Source organism: Enterobacter sp. 01-M-03-SI-ECC (assembly GCF_047530215.1).
In the GTDB taxonomy this organism is placed as follows: domain Bacteria; phylum Pseudomonadota; class Gammaproteobacteria; order Enterobacterales; family Enterobacteriaceae; genus Enterobacter; species Enterobacter chengduensis.
This window is the reverse complement of sequence record NZ_JBLKDA010000023.1, coordinates 14,409-28,991: the sequence shown is the minus strand read 5'-3', so window position 1 is coordinate 28,991 and position 14,583 is coordinate 14,409. Positions and strand designations below refer to the sequence as shown.

Genomic DNA, 14,583 nt, shown 5'->3' with positions numbered 1-14,583 from the left:
TAGACAGCCTTGATGTCGTAATTTCTGCCTCGGAGGTATTTAAACAATGAATAAAATCCTGTTAGTTGATGATGACCGAGAGCTCACATCCCTTTTGAAGGAGTTGCTCGACATGGAAGGTTTCAACGTCCTGGTTGCCCACGATGGCGAGCAGGCGCTGAGTCTCCTTGACGACAGCATCGATTTACTTTTGCTCGACGTGATGATGCCGAAGAAAAACGGCATTGATACGTTGAAAGAGCTTCGCCAGACACACCAGACGCCCGTTATCATGCTGACCGCCCGCGGCAGCGAACTCGACCGCGTACTCGGCCTTGAGCTGGGCGCGGATGACTATTTACCGAAGCCGTTTAACGACCGTGAACTGGTGGCCCGTATTCGCGCGATCCTGCGTCGTTCCCACTGGAGCGAGCAGCAGCAAAATAGCGACAACAGCTCACCTACCCTTGAAGTCGACTCCCTGAGCCTGAACCCGGGCCGTCAGGAAGCGAGCTTTGATGGCCAGACGCTGGAACTGACCGGCACGGAGTTCACCCTGCTGTATCTCCTGGCACAGCATCTGGGCCAGGTGGTATCGCGTGAACATTTGAGCCAGGAAGTGCTGGGCAAGCGCCTCACCCCGTTTGACCGCGCCATCGACATGCACATCTCTAACCTGCGCCGTAAGCTGCCGGAGCGTAAAGACGGTCACCCATGGTTTAAAACCCTGCGTGGTCGCGGCTATCTGATGGTTTCCGCTTCATGATAGGAAGCTTAACCGCCCGCATCTTCGCCATCTTCTGGCTGACGCTGGCACTGGTTTTAATGCTCGTACTGATGTTGCCAAAACTCGACTCACGCCAGATGACGGAGCTTCTCGACAGCGAGCAACGTCAGGGCGTGATGATCGAGCAGCACGTGGAAGCCGAGCTGGCAAACGATCCGCCAAACGATTTGATGTGGTGGCGCAGGCTGTTTCGCGCTATCGACAAGTGGGCGCCGCCCGGACAACGCCTGCTGCTGGTGACCAGCGAAGGCCGCGTCATTGGGGCCGATCGCAATGAAATGCAGATTATCCGTAACTTCATTGGCCAGGCGGATAACGCCGATCATCCCCAGAAGAAGAAATATGGCCGCGTAGAGATGGTGGGGCCTTTCTCCGTCCGAGACGGCGAGGATAACTATCAGCTCTACCTGATACGTCCGGCGAGCAGTTCCCAGTCCGATTTTATCAACCTGCTGTTTGACCGCCCTCTCCTGCTGCTGATTGTCACCATGCTGGTCAGCTCGCCGCTGCTGTTATGGCTGGCGTGGAGCCTGGCAAAACCGGCCCGTAAGCTGAAAAATGCTGCCGATGAGGTGGCGCAGGGTAACCTGCGACAGCACCCTGAACTGGAAGCCGGACCGCAGGAGTTTCTTGCCGCCGGGACCAGTTTTAACCAGATGGTCAGCGCTCTCGATCGCATGATGACCGCACAGCAGCGTCTGCTGTCGGATATCTCGCACGAGCTGCGTACCCCGCTTACGCGCTTGCAGCTCGGCACCGCCCTGCTGCGCCGCCGCAGCGGTGAGAGCAAAGAGCTGGAGCGCATTGAAACGGAAGCTCACCGGCTGGACAGCATGATCAACGACCTGCTGGTCATGTCGCGTAATCAGCAGAAAAACGCGCTGGTCAGCGAAACGGTGAAAGCCAATCACCTGTGGCATGAAGTGCTGGACAACGCGGCGTTCGAAGCGGAACAGATGGGTAAATCCTTTACCGTCAACTTCCCGCCGGGCCCGTGGCCGCTGTACGGAAACCCTAACGCGCTGGAAAGCGCGCTGGAGAACATCGTGCGTAACGCCCTGCGCTACTCGCACACGAAGATTGAGGTGGCGTTCTCGGTGGATAAAGACGGGATCACCGTCATTGTCGATGACGACGGCCCTGGCGTCAGCCCGGAAGACCGCGAGCAGATTTTCCGTCCGTTCTACCGCACCGACGAGGCGCGCGACCGGGAATCTGGCGGCACGGGGCTGGGTCTGGCGATTGTTGAAACCGCCATGCAGCAGCACCGCGGCTGGGTGAAAGCCGACGACAGCCCGCTGGGCGGGTTGCGGTTAACGCTGTGGCTGCCGCTGTATAAGCGTTCGTAACACACCAGTGATTGTAGGCCCGGTAAGCGCAGCGCCACCGGGCAAATTCACGCTCAGATGCCAATAAAAAAGCCGGGTGGCGGCTTCGCCTTACCCGGCCTACTGTCCACGGAAGACTATTTTCCCCACAATCTCCGCGAATTATCCTCGATCTTGCCGCTTAAACGCCGCTTCTGCATCGTTCTGGTCCAGCTTGTCGAGAGCCCGGCCGCCGACAGCAGGCGGTGATACTGCTCGTCATCAAACGGCATATGCCAGGCGATGGCGCAGGCGTCATACACAGATACCTCGCTCAGGCGTGACGCCAGCTCGAGCGGCGCGTCCGCTGAAACCTGCCCTGCCTGTACCACGCGATACAGCCAGCCGGTTTTGCCCGCGCTTTGCATCTGGGCCGACATGTCATGAATGCCGAAATGGAAGTTGAGCTTGAAGCACGGCGAGCGCGGCTGCGTCACCTGAATCAGGGCATCGCCCCAGCGGTAGATATCACCGATAAATACGTTCTTTTCGGTGAGCCCTTCAGTGGAGAGATTCTCACCAAACGCGGGGGCTACGAAGAGATCCGCCTGCTCCGGGAACTCCGCTTTCCAGTGCTGATAGTGCTCGCGCGGATAGTGGCACAGCGCGCGCTCCGGCCCGCCGTGGATTTTCTTTTCGGCCTGCTCGTCGCCCGCCAGCCCAAGCTCGGTTAACGTCAGCTCGCCGTCGACCTGAATTTTGGCGATGGCGCTCGGGCGGCTGCCGTCGTACTCCCTGACCTTGCCTGTAAATACATTCACCGGGTAATGCATCGCTGCCTCCATTATGCAGATACAAAAAAAGCGAGTCATCAGACTCGCTTCTCACAGGCGTCAATGCAACCTTATTTTTTAGCGGCGAAACGCGCTGCTGCTTCGTCCCAGTTCACCACGTCCCAGAAGGCTTTGATGTAGTCCGGGCGACGGTTCTGGAATTTCAGGTAGTAAGCGTGCTCCCACACGTCCAGACCCAGGATTGGGAAACCGGATGCGCCAGAAATCGCTTCACCCATCAGCGGGGAGTCCTGGTTAGCGGTAGACACCACCGCCAGCTTGTCACCTTTCAGAACCAGCCACGCCCAGCCGGAGCCGAAACGGGTAGCAGCGGCTTTTTCGAATTCCGCTTTGAAGTTGTCAACGGAACCGAAATCGCGCTCGATAGCCGCTTTCAGGTCGCCCTGCAGGGTGGTACCGGTTTTCAGGCCTTTCCAGAACAGGCTGTGGTTAGCGTGACCGCCCGCATTGTTGCGCAGAACGGTTTTTTTATCCGCAGGCAGCTGGTCCAGCTTGGTGATCAGCTCTTCAGCAGACAGGTTAGCGAACTCAGGCAGGCTTTCCAGCGCGGCGTTCGCGTTGTTCACGTAGGTCTGGTGGTGTTTAGTATGATGGATTTCCATCGTCTGCTTGTCGAAATGCGGTTCCAGTGCGTCGTAGGCATACGGCAGGGATGGCAGTGTATAACTCATAATCCTCTCCATTATTGTCGGGCGGCACAGCTGTTAATGCCGCGTAAGCAGTTGGTTCATTATAGTTAATTAAATGATATTGAAAATGATTATCAATGCCGTAGTTTTTATAAGGTTATTCATTTTCTGACCAACGCTAAAATGGTGAACAGGTTCAGGACGTTAATGGACTTCTACCGCCTTATTGCCTGCCGCCATCTCACGCCTGCTGCTCAGCGTAAACGCCGACACCGCCGTAATTGCCAGTACGAAACAGCCCAGCATCAGGTACGTCTCCTGGAAGCCGATCCGGTCATACATATTCCCGGCAAAGGCAGAAAGGAAAATCGCCGCCGACTGTTTCGCGAACTGGAAGCCAATCAAATAGATCGTCGCCGACAGACGGGTATCAAACACCCCGGTGATGTACTTAAAGGCGCCCACCAGCAGGAACGGGACCTCCAGCGCGTGCAGCATCTTCAGGGCAATGACCTCCACGGCGGTAGTGGCAAACGACGAGCCGATTATGCGCGTCGCCATAATCACTCCGGCGATCAGCAGCGTATTCTTCGCGCCGATGCGGTTAATGATCCACGGCGAGCAGAACATGATGATAGCGTTACAGATTTCACCCGCCGTCGTCGCGAAACCAAAGGCGCGAGTGCCTTCCTGCGGCGTGGCGAAGAACGTTTTGAAGAAGGTGGCAAACTGCTGATCGAAAACGTCGTACACGCAGGCGACGCCAATCACGTACAGAATGAACATCCACATTCTGCGCTGGCGGAACAGGTTAAAGACGGTTCTGGCCGTGATCTGCGGCTGGTTGGCCCCCAGGGCGTTCATTACCTGCGCCGTCTGGTTGGGCTTCGGCTTCGCGACCACCAGCAGCAGCATCAGCAGCAGTGCGGCCGCCGACCCCATCCAGAAAACGTACGACGGATCGATGCCGAACAGGATGCCGCCCGTCGACGCGCACAAGCCCCAGCCGAGACAGCCAAACATGCGCGCCTTGCCGTATTCGAAGAAGCTGTTGCGGCTCACGCGTTCAATGTAGGCCTCGATTGCTCCCGATCCCGCCGAGAAGACAAAGCCGATATATAACCCGCCGCTCAGCGCCCCCAGCCAGATACTGGTCTTCAGCAGCGGCGCGAAGACGTACAGAAAGAACGGTGCGAACAGGAACAGCAGCACCGAGATAATCCACAACAGGTGCTTTTTCAGCCCCAGCTTGTCCGAAATCACGCCCAGCACCGGCTGGAACGCGATTGCCGACAGCGAGATGCAGGAGAAAACAATCCCGGTATGGGTTTTATTCAGGCCGATGATGTCCGACAGCCAGATCGGCAGGAACGGAAAGCAGGTGGCCATGATGAAGAAGTAGAGAAAGAAGAACAGCCCGAAGATCCAGAAATTGGGGTTGTCTTTGTGGGTACAGGTTGTTGTGTTCATTATTTTTATCCTCAACGGAGGGCCAGTTTCCCGGCCCATCACCTTTACACGCGTTCCACGCCAATCAAAATGGCGGTTTCAGGGTCCAGAATCGGCAGCGCAATACCCGCCTGCATCAGCCACTCCCCGCTCACCGTTTGCGGTGTTTCCATCCACGCCGGCAGCTTGCGCATGGTGTGCCCGCCTTCGCCCGTTACCTGAATATTCGGGTGATCGAGCAGCGCGACGCGGTACTGCGCGCTGGCCTCCAGCCCCGCCATGCGCAGCGGCATCATCAGGCTGTAGTCCGGCATCGCGAGCTGGCTGACCAGAAACAGCCCCTGCGCCTTATCTTCGCTCACCACCCCCTGCACCAGCGTGGTGGCGTCCGGCATATCAACGCGCCACTGGGTACCGCGGTGGATCACCTCGCGCCACCGCTTGTGCAGCGCGGCGTAATGCCGATACCCCTCGCGCTCCTTCTCATCAACGGTGAGCGGATCCAGCTCCAGCCCCATATGGCCAAACAGCGCCGTCAGGCCGCGGAATTCAATGCTGTGCTGGCGGAAGGTGGCGTGGCATTTATGATGACCGATGTGCGCCCCCATCACCTCCGGCGGGAAGAAATAGCTCATGCCGCGCTGGATGGTGCTGCGCTCCAGCGCGTCGTTATTGTCGGACGCCCAGAAGCGGTGGCTGCGGGTGAGCACTTCGTAATCAATGCGCCCGCCGCCGGAAGAGCAGGATTCGAACTCAACGTGCGGGAAGCGCTCGCCCAGCACGTCCAGCAGCCGGTAAAACTGACGGGTCTGGGCGTCCGCGGCGGCTTTACCGTTGTGTCCCGGCTGCACCAGCTCGCGGTTCATGTCCCACTTCACGTAGTCGATCGCATGCTCGCCGAGCAGCCAGCTCATGCGTTCCACCAGATAATCAAAGGCCTGCGGGATGTTGAGGTTGAGCACCAGCTGATGACGCCCGGTCGCCTGGGCGTAGCCCGGCAGCGCCAGCACCCAGTCGGGATGGGCGCGATACAGATCGGAATCCGGGTTGATCATCTCCGGCTCAACCCAGATGCCAAACTCCATGCCGAGACGTTTGACGCGATCAATCACCGGCTTCAGGCCGTTCGGGTATTTTTTCTCATCCAGGTACCAGTCGCCCAGCGCGGCATGGTCGTCGTTGCGGCCCTTGAACCAGCCGTCGTCAATAATAAAGCGCTCCACGCCCAGCGCGGCGGCCTCGTCGGCCATGCGCGTGATGTAGTCCGGATCGTGGTTGAAATAGATCCCCTCCCAGGTATTGAGGTGCACCGGACGCGGCTTGCTTTCCGGGAAGCGGATGACGTTGTCGCGCAGGTAGCGGTGGAACTGCTGGCTCATGCCGTTCAGGCCCCGCGCGGAGTAGCTGGCATAGAGGCGCGGCGTCCAGAGGGTATCTCCCTCTTCAATGGTCATTTCCCCCGGCAGGTAGAGCGCTTCGGCCTGAATATAACGGCGACCGTCGGTTTTCGCCTCCGCGCGCAGGCGGTGGTTCCCGCTCCAGCCCAGATGCACGCCCCAGACGTCGCCCTGCATTTCGCTGAACGACGACGTACCGGCTATCAGTGCAGGGAAGTGTTCGTGGGAGGTTTTACCCCGGCGGTTTTCAATTACAAAGCTGTCGTGTTCAAGGTTTATGCGGTGCGGCTGGAACTCTCTGATCCAGCGTCCGTGGAAGGCCATCACCTCCCGGGCGCGCTCGGCCACCGGCAGCGTAACGGCAAAGCGGTCAACCTGCCAGGGGATTGCTTTCAGGTTCGTTAAGCCGTGACGCACCACCAGCACGCCGCTGGCGTCCAGCGCCAGCTCGCTGGTCAGACGAAGGCCCGCGTAGTTATCTTCAGCGGTAATTGTCAGGGTGTTGGGTTCCTGCTGTACCTGCGTGGTTGTGAACACCGGGGAGCCGTCCAGCCCCTGTCGATGCCCCTCGATACCCGGCGAGCCAAACAGGCCGTGCCCGAGCTCAGCCATTAGCGTAACCGGGGAGTCAACGTCCAGCCTGCCGTTAGCAACGGGCCGGGAAAGGGTTTCAGCATTCTGCGGCGAAAAGTGCTGAAGATGCGGCCCCCAGTAAATAATTTCGGCGAACGGGCGCGTTTTTATCACCACATCCACCGTCGCGCTTTCAAGTCGTAATATAGAATCTTGCATCAGACATCTCCTGTCATGGGATGCCTTGAGTTTTGATCCGAAACGTTTCGGATACAAACCAAAACGTTTCGGATTTGTGATCGGGTTTAGAAAATGGAGATATTCAGGCCGTCTGCCCGGGGGAGAATTCCGGCTGCCATAGCACCTGAAGCTGCGCAATATCGTCGCCGTTAATCAGCTGGCGCACCATGTCGGCAATCTGTTTTCCGACGCCCTGACGGGTGGACTGGATCACCGATGCCACGTCGATATCGACGATACTGTCCTGCGGCAGGCCGTCGTAGACCACCAGCGACACGGCGTTGTCGCCGGATAAACGCCCCAGCTGCGCGAGCGCCATCGCCGCCCCGTCGCCGTGGGTGTTGCAGTCAGTAATGATGGCCGTGGGCGGCTGCGGCAGGGCAAGCAGCTCTTTCGTGGTGGCATACCCCACGCGGCGCGACGGCGGCATAGCGCGCAGCCATTCGCTGGAAAGCCCGGCTTCCCGCAGGGCGTCCAGATAGCCCTGACGACGCTGGGTGATAAATGCCTGATTGTTGCTTTCGCCGAGCAGCGCGATGCGCTGATGACCTTTCTCAATCAGCCAGCGGGTAGCCTTGTACGTACCGGCATAGTTGTCGAAATCAAACCACGCGTACGGCTGCGGCAGCTGGCTGCGCCCGAGCGCCAGGAAAGGGAACCCGGCGGCCTGCAGCTGCTCAAGACGCGGATCGCGATCCAGCGTATGCGCCACAATCAGCGCGTCCACGCGCCGGCTTTGCACCATGCGCATATAGCTGTGCTTATCCGCCAGATCGTCGTCGGCGATGAGCAGCAGGTCGATCTCATGTCGCGCCAGTTCGTGGCTAATTTCGCCGACCATGTCCATAAATACGCTGTTATTGAGCGGAACAGGATGGACGGGAAACACCAGCCCGACGGCGTCTATTTTGCCCATCTTCAGGCGGCGGGCGAAGGTGTTCGGTCGGTAACCACGGCGCTGAGCCTCAGCTTCCACGCGGGCGCGCGTTTCAGCAGAGACGTCGTCATAGCCGTTGAGGGCGCGGCTGACGGTGGTAATGGAGAGGCCCAGCTCTTTGGCAATGGCTTTAAGCGACATGATTTTCCGTATCTACGTTAATTTTGTTCCGCCACCAGCAGCGCGTGCGTGTCTGGCTCCAGCGCCTTAAAGATATGCGGCCGATCGGCGGGATAACAGATGTAATCTCCCGGCCCCAGCTCTTCCGCTGCGTCGGTCAAACCGACCATCGCACGTCCCTGCGTCACAATGATGTGTTCAACTGACCCCGGCGGGTGCGGCTGGGAGATACGGTCTGCCCCCGGCTGGGTGAGCAGCAGATAGATGTCGCGCCGGGCGCCGGGTGGACACGCCGCCAGCAATATGGCTTCATAGTTTGCCTGTCCGGCGACCACTTTCGTCCCTTCACCACGGCGGATCACCTGGGTGGTTGGCAGCTGCGGCTCAAACAAGCGGGCAAAAGGAATATCCAGCGCCACGCAGAGCGACCACAGCGTTTCCAGGCTAGGGTTACCGTTGCCGGATTCCAGCTGTGAAAGCGTCGATTTCGCGATCCCGGCACGGCGAGCTATTTCCGCCAGTGAAAGCCCGGTTCGCAGGCGTTCTCGCACCAGGCTTTTGGCGATCACGCTGATTGGCTGCGTCATATAACGGCCCTTTTTGTTCTATAAATCGAACGAATCGTTCGTCTTGAAAAACAGTTCTGTTGCGTTCATTATAATGGAAACACGTTCGATATGGCTAAAATTGTATGAAGCATCATCTCTCCTGCCTGAAAGGCGACACCATAAAAGCAATCATTCTGGTCTGCCTCGCGGTCGGCGTGGTCGGCATGTCCTACGGCTCCCTGGCGATGGCCTACGGCTTTCCGGTCTGGGTACCGTTTGTGCTCTCCATTACCGTGCTGGCGGGCGCGTCCGAGTTCATGTTTATCGGCATTGTGGCAAGCGGCGGTAACCCGCTGGCGGCCGCGGCGGCGGGGTTGCTGGTCAACGCGCGGCACGTGCCGTTTGGCGTGACGGTGCGGGAACTGGTGGGCAAGCGTGGTCTGAGCCTGTTGGGCTGCCACATCATGAACGACGAAAGCGTGGTGTTTGGCCTGTCGCAAAAAACGCCTGAACAGCGCAAAGCCGCGTACTGGCTATGCGGCTTAGGCGTGGCGATTATCTGGCCGCTGGGGGCTCTGCTGGGGGCGATGGTCGGTAAACTGCTCCCGGATCCGGAAACCATCGGGCTGGACGCGGTATTTCCCGCCATTCTTCTGGCGCTAGTGGTTCCCGCGTTTAAAAACCGTACCACGCTCATCCGCGCCTGCAGCGGCGCCGTATTATCTCTGGCCGCCGTGCCGTTCGCCCCGGTGGGTTTGCCGGTGCTGCTCTCTTTACTCGGTCTCGCTGCGAGGAAAAAATAATGGAAAATATGACCTTTTTTATTCTCGGCATCGCCATTTTGTCTGCGGGAACCTATCTAATGCGCCTTGGCGGGGCGAAGCTGGGCAGCAGGCTGGCATTGTCAGAGCGCTCTCAGGCGCTGCTGTCAGATGCGGCAACGGTATTGCTGTTCTCCGTGGCGCTGGCGACCACGTTTTATGAAGGCGAACACTTCGCCGGCATGGCGCGCGTGCTGGGCGTGGCGTTTGCGGTGTTTTTAGCCTGGCGGAAAATGCCGTTAATTGTGGTGATCGTGGCGGCGGCAGTGGTAACCGCGCTGCTGCGCGTGGCGGGCATAAACTAAAAAAGCGCCCCGGGGGCGCTCTTTCGACGGTGTGACGGCTGGCTTATTTGTTCAGTTCAGCGGTCATGTGTACGCGGTTACCGGTAAATGCCTGGGTAATTTTGTAAGAGGACGCACCTGCTTCCTGAGCCTGCGCCGCGATTTTCGCTTCTGCACCATCAATGGTAGAGGCGGTTGCGGTGACGGTCTGCGCAGCAAAAGAACCGAAAGAAGTAGCCAGAGCGATAACAGCGACAAAAGTTTTGATGCTTTTCATGATATAAACCCTTTCATTAAGTTGTTTAGGTAAGGCACCGTGCCTTGATGAGATAAATACTAGACCTCATCGCGAACAACTAAAAGCGGAAGGATTTGCTATTATCATTCAAAATTATTGATCAACATGCAATCGCTGTGGATGGGTATAAATTGTCGCCCTACCCGGCTTGCAGAAGCCCACCAGAGTCAGGTTGCAACGCTCCGCGACCTCCACCGCCAGCGTGGTCGCCGCCGAGACTGCAAACAAAATTTCCACGCCGCACATGGCCGATTTTTGCACCATCTCGTAGCTGGCCCGGCTGGAAACGAGCGCCGCGCCCTGCTGCCAGAGCTCGCTTTCACGCGCCCGGCGACCGAGCAGCTTATCCAGCGCCACGTGGCGGCCCACGTCTTCATGCCCACCGGCAATCTCTCCCGACGGTAACACCCACGCCGCCGCGTGCGTGCAGCCGCTCAGCTGGCCGATGGGCTGCACGTCGTTGAGATGCTCAAGCGCAGGGTCGAGGTTTGCCAGATTAAAGGTCTGGGTAAACGGCAGTGGCGCAACGGGTTTGCCGATATCATTGAGCTGCTCAACGCCGCAGACGCCGCAGCCGGTGCGCCCGGCCAGCGCGCGGCGGCGCTCTTTCAGCCCCATAAAGCGACGGCTGGAGAGTTCGATTTGCACTTCAAGACCGTTGCAGGCCTGGACCACGTCTATACCGTAGATGTCTTGCGGACGCTCGATGATGCCTTCCGAGAGGGAAAAGCCGATGGCAAACAGTTCGAGATCCTTCGGCGAAGCCATCATCACCACGTGCGAGATACCGTTGTAAACGAGCGCAACGGGCACTTCCTCCGCCAGAAAATCGGGCGTGGCGCGGGTAATGTTGGGCGGTCTGCGTACCGACAGTTCCACAATGCCTGCAGGCAGTGGCGACGGATGGGTAGCACGGTTTTGTTTAGACACGGCGGTATTCCTGAACAACCACGGAGGTGAGCCTGCTATTGCAGCATAAACCACAGGCTTTACGCATAGTATGGATCAACTTTTCGACAACCATTCTCCTACTCATTTAGCAGGGGTGCAACCTGACACCGGCTACATCGCTTTAACATGCCGAGCGGTTAATGTGATCGATATCACACTTTATAATCAACATGGTGATAATACGTTCACTTTGTATTAACGCCATTAGAACAGCTATACCGACATTGTGGTATTCTGATGATATCCCTCGTGGAATTGAGGGATTAACCCAAATTTTTTCCTTTGCGGTCAATTCTCAACCGCGAAGTCAAAACTACATATGTAAGCAATGTCGAAACAAGGAGTGACCCATGCAGGTCAGCAGAAGGCAGTTCTTTAAGATCTGCGCTGGCGGTATGGCAGGCACCACGGCAGCGGCGCTGGGCTTTGCCCCCGGCGTAGCGCTGGCGGAAACGCGGCAGTATAAGCTGCTGCGCACCCGTGAAACCCGTAATACCTGTACGTACTGCTCTGTCGGTTGCGGGCTATTGATGTATAGCCTCGGCGACGGTGCTAAAAACGCCAAAGCGTCTATTTTCCATATCGAAGGTGACCCGGACCATCCGGTTAACCGCGGCGCATTGTGCCCGAAAGGGGCCGGTCTGGTGGACTTCATCCACTCCGAAAGCCGCCTGAAATTCCCGGAATACCGCGCGCCAGGCTCCGACAAATGGCAGCAGATCAGCTGGGAAGAGGCGTTCGACCGCATCGCAAAACACATTAAAGAAGATCGCGATGCCAACTTTGTTGAGAAGAACGCCGACGGCGTTACGGTCAACCGCTGGCTCTCCACCGGGATGCTGTGTGCCTCTGCCTCCAGCAACGAAACCGGTTATTTAACCCAGAAATTTACGCGCGCACTCGGTATGCTCGCGGTCGACAACCAGGCGCGTGTCTGACACGGACCAACGGTAGCAAGTCTTGCTCCAACATTTGGTCGCGGTGCGATGACCAACCACTGGGTCGACATCAAGAACGCCAACCTTATTGTGGTGATGGGCGGTAACGCCGCTGAAGCGCACCCTGTCGGGTTCCGCTGGGCGATGGAAGCCAAAATCCACAACGGTGCGAAACTGATTGTGATCGATCCCCGCTTTACGCGTACGGCGTCAGTGGCGGATTTCTACACCCCTATTCGTTCAGGTACTGACATCACTTTCCTGTCAGGCGTATTGCTGTACCTGATGACCAACGAAAAATATAACCGCGAATACACCGAAGCCTATACCAACGCCAGCCTGATCGTGCGTGAGGATTACCACTTCGAAGATGGCCTGTTCAGCGGTTACGACGCCGAAAAACGCAAATACGACAAAACCAGCTGGAACTACGAGCTGGATGAGAAAGGCTTTGCGAAGCGCGACACCACCCTGCAACACCCGCGCTGCGTGTGGAACCTGCTGAAAGAGCACGTCTCCCGCTACACGCCGGAGGTTGTGGAAAACATCTGCGGTACGCCGAAGGCGGACTTCCTGAAGGTGTGCGAGCTGATCGCCGAAACCAGCGCGAAAGACAAAACCGCGTCGTTCCTCTACGCCCTCGGCTGGACGCAGCACTCCATCGGCGCGCAGAACATCCGTACCATGGCGATGGTTCAGCTGCTGCTCGGCAACATGGGGATGGCAGGCGGCGGCGTGAACGCCCTGCGCGGTCACTCCAACATTCAGGGTCTGACCGACCTCGGCCTGCTGTCTCAGAGCCTGCCGGGCTATATGAACCTGCCAAGCGAGAAGCAGACCGACCTGCAAACCTACCTGACGGCCAGCACGCCTAAACCGCTGCTGGAAGGCCAGGTGAACTACTGGGGCAATTATCCGAAGTTCTTCGTCTCGATGATGAAAGCGTTCTTCGGCGACAAAGCGACGGCGGAAAACAGCTGGGGCTTTGACTGGCTGCCGAAGTGGGACAAGGGCTACGACGTTCTGCAGTATTTCGAGATGATGCACCAGGGCAAAGTGAACGGCTATCTGTGCCAGGGCTTTAACCCGGTGGCCTCGTTCCCGAACAAGAACAAGGTTGTTGAGTCTCTGTCGAAGCTGAAGTTCCTGGTGACAATTGACCCGCTCAATACCGAGACCTCAACTTTCTGGCAGAACCACGGCGAATCGAACGACGTCGATCCGTCGAAGATTCAGACCGAAGTGTTCCGTCTGCCGTCCACCTGCTTCGCGGAAGAGAACGGGTCTATCGTTAACTCCGGACGCTGGCTGCAGTGGCACTGGAAAGGCGCGGACGCCCCGGGCATCGCCATGAACGACGGCGAGATCCTGGCCGGTATCTTCTTGCGCCTGCGTAAGATGTATGCGGAAGAAGGCGGCGCGAACCCGGAACCGGTTCTGAACATGACCTGGAACTACTCGACGCCGGAAAACCCTGCGCCGGAAGAAGTGGCCATGGAGAGCAACGGTAAGGCGCTGGCGGACGTTATCGACCCGGCCACCGGCACCGTGCTGGCGAAGAAAGGCGATCAGCTCAGCACCTTCGCGCACCTGCGCGATGACGGTACCACGTCAAGCGGCTGCTGGATCTTTGCCGGTAGCTGGACGCCGAAAGGCAACCAGATGGCCAACCGCGATAACGCCGATCCGTCGGGCCTCGGCAATACGCTGGGCTGGGCATGGGCGTGGCCGCTCAACCGCCGCATTCTCTATAACCGTGCCTCCGCTGACCCACAGGGCAACCCGTGGGATCCGAAGCGTCAGCTGCTGAAGTGGGACGGCGCGAAATGGGGTGGCGTGGATATTCCGGACTACAGCACTGCCGCACCGGGCAGCGACGTTGGGCCGTTTATCATGCAGCCTGAAGGGATGGGACGTCTGTTTGCCATTGATAAGATGGCAGAAGGGCCGTTCCCGGAACACTACGAGCCGTTTGAGACGCCGCTGGGTACCAACCCGCTGCACCCGAACGTGGTCTCTAACCCAGCAGCCCGTATCTTCAAGGGCGACTTTGAAACGCTGGGTAAAAAGGACAAGTTCCCGTACGTGGGCACCACCTACCGTCTGACCGAGCACTTCCACTACTGGACCAAGCACGCGCTGCTTAACGCCATCGCGCAGCCGGAACAGTTTGTGGAGATCGGCGAGAAGCTGGCGAACAAGCTCGGCATCGCCCACGGCGATACCGTGAAGGTTTCCTCTAACCGCGGCTACATTAAAGCCAAGGCGGTGGTGACCAAGCGTATTCGCACGCTGAACGTTCACGGCCAGCAGGTGGATACCATCGGTATTCCGATTCACTGGGGCTATGAGGGCGTGGCGAAGAAAGGGTTCATTGCGAACACCCTGACGCCGTTCGTCGGCGATGCAAACACGCAGACGCCGGAGTTTAAGGCCTTCCTCGTGAACGTGGAAAAGGTGTAACGGAGACG

The 14,583-nt window shown here is 58.2% G+C and carries 13 protein-coding genes; 5 read left to right on the top strand and 8 right to left on the bottom strand.

From position 1 onward, the window contains the following. Positions 1-46: 46 nt before the first annotated feature. Entirely contained in the window at positions 47-745 is a 699-nt protein-coding gene (cpxR, locus tag ACMWKK_RS18990) for an envelope stress response regulator transcription factor CpxR (protein ID WP_112780332.1), read from the top strand. Further along, complete coding sequence (gene cpxA / locus ACMWKK_RS18985) at positions 742-2,115, top strand: envelope stress sensor histidine kinase CpxA (RefSeq protein WP_045329509.1); 1,374 nt, start codon at positions 742-744, stop codon at positions 2,113-2,115. Before cpxR ends, cpxA begins: the two co-directional genes overlap by 4 nt. 116 nt (positions 2,116-2,231) lie before the next feature. On the opposite strand, the gene yiiM is transcribed toward cpxA, so the two are convergent. The 6 genes from yiiM to ACMWKK_RS18955 all read right to left on the bottom strand — a co-directional run bounded on the left by yiiM (position 2,232) and on the right by ACMWKK_RS18955 (position 8,859). Next, the gene (gene yiiM, locus ACMWKK_RS18980; protein ID WP_045329508.1) at positions 2,232-2,906 is read right to left on the bottom strand and encodes a 6-hydroxyaminopurine reductase; all 675 of its coding nucleotides are present in this window, start codon (positions 2,904-2,906) and stop codon (positions 2,232-2,234) included. Positions 2,907-2,977: 71 nt separating this feature from the next. Then, positions 2,978-3,598 (bottom strand): superoxide dismutase [Mn], encoded by a 621-nt coding sequence (gene sodA / locus ACMWKK_RS18975; RefSeq protein WP_004203668.1) that lies wholly within the window; start codon positions 3,596-3,598, stop codon positions 2,978-2,980. Between the two features lie 162 nt (positions 3,599-3,760). Next, positions 3,761-5,026 (bottom strand): MFS transporter, encoded by a 1,266-nt coding sequence (locus tag ACMWKK_RS18970; protein WP_112780333.1) that lies wholly within the window; start codon positions 5,024-5,026, stop codon positions 3,761-3,763. 44 nt (positions 5,027-5,070) lie between these two features. Continuing rightward, positions 5,071-7,194 (bottom strand): alpha-galactosidase, encoded by a 2,124-nt coding sequence (locus tag ACMWKK_RS18965; RefSeq protein WP_112780334.1) that lies wholly within the window; start codon positions 7,192-7,194, stop codon positions 5,071-5,073. 103 nt (positions 7,195-7,297) lie between these two features. Continuing rightward, complete coding sequence (locus ACMWKK_RS18960) at positions 7,298-8,293, bottom strand: LacI family DNA-binding transcriptional regulator (protein ID WP_112780335.1); 996 nt, start codon at positions 8,291-8,293, stop codon at positions 7,298-7,300. Between the two features lie 17 nt (positions 8,294-8,310). After that, positions 8,311-8,859, bottom strand: coding sequence for a helix-turn-helix domain-containing protein (locus ACMWKK_RS18955; RefSeq protein WP_045329506.1), 549 nt, complete (start codon positions 8,857-8,859; stop codon positions 8,311-8,313). A gap of 104 nt (positions 8,860-8,963) precedes the next feature. Here ACMWKK_RS18955 and ACMWKK_RS18950 point away from each other — a divergent pair, with 104 nt between their 5' ends. Beyond that, positions 8,964-9,623: an AzlC family ABC transporter permease gene (locus ACMWKK_RS18950; protein WP_032644337.1), complete on the top strand. Its 660-nt coding sequence runs from the start codon at positions 8,964-8,966 to the stop codon at positions 9,621-9,623. Further along, entirely contained in the window at positions 9,623-9,946 is a 324-nt protein-coding gene (locus ACMWKK_RS18945) for an AzlD domain-containing protein (protein ID WP_045329505.1), read from the top strand. Before ACMWKK_RS18950 ends, ACMWKK_RS18945 begins: the two co-directional genes overlap by 1 nt. Before the next feature lie 43 nt (positions 9,947-9,989). On the opposite strand, the gene ACMWKK_RS18940 is transcribed toward ACMWKK_RS18945, so the two are convergent. Both ACMWKK_RS18940 and fdhD read right to left on the bottom strand, forming a co-directional pair. Beyond that, positions 9,990-10,202, bottom strand: a complete 213-nt coding sequence (locus ACMWKK_RS18940) for a DUF1471 domain-containing protein (RefSeq protein ID WP_008501827.1) — start codon at positions 10,200-10,202, stop codon at positions 9,990-9,992. A 114-nt stretch (positions 10,203-10,316) separates the two neighbouring features. Then, on the bottom strand, positions 10,317-11,153 hold the full coding sequence (gene fdhD, locus ACMWKK_RS18935; RefSeq protein ID WP_112780336.1) for a formate dehydrogenase accessory sulfurtransferase FdhD: 837 nt from the start codon (positions 11,151-11,153) through the stop codon (positions 10,317-10,319). A gap of 371 nt (positions 11,154-11,524) precedes the next feature. Here fdhD and fdnG point away from each other — a divergent pair, with 371 nt between their 5' ends. After that, the gene (fdnG, locus tag ACMWKK_RS18930; protein ID WP_139156881.1) at positions 11,525-14,575 is read left to right on the top strand and encodes a formate dehydrogenase-N subunit alpha; all 3,051 of its coding nucleotides are present in this window, start codon (positions 11,525-11,527) and stop codon (positions 14,573-14,575) included. Positions 14,576-14,583: the final 8 nt, after the last annotated feature.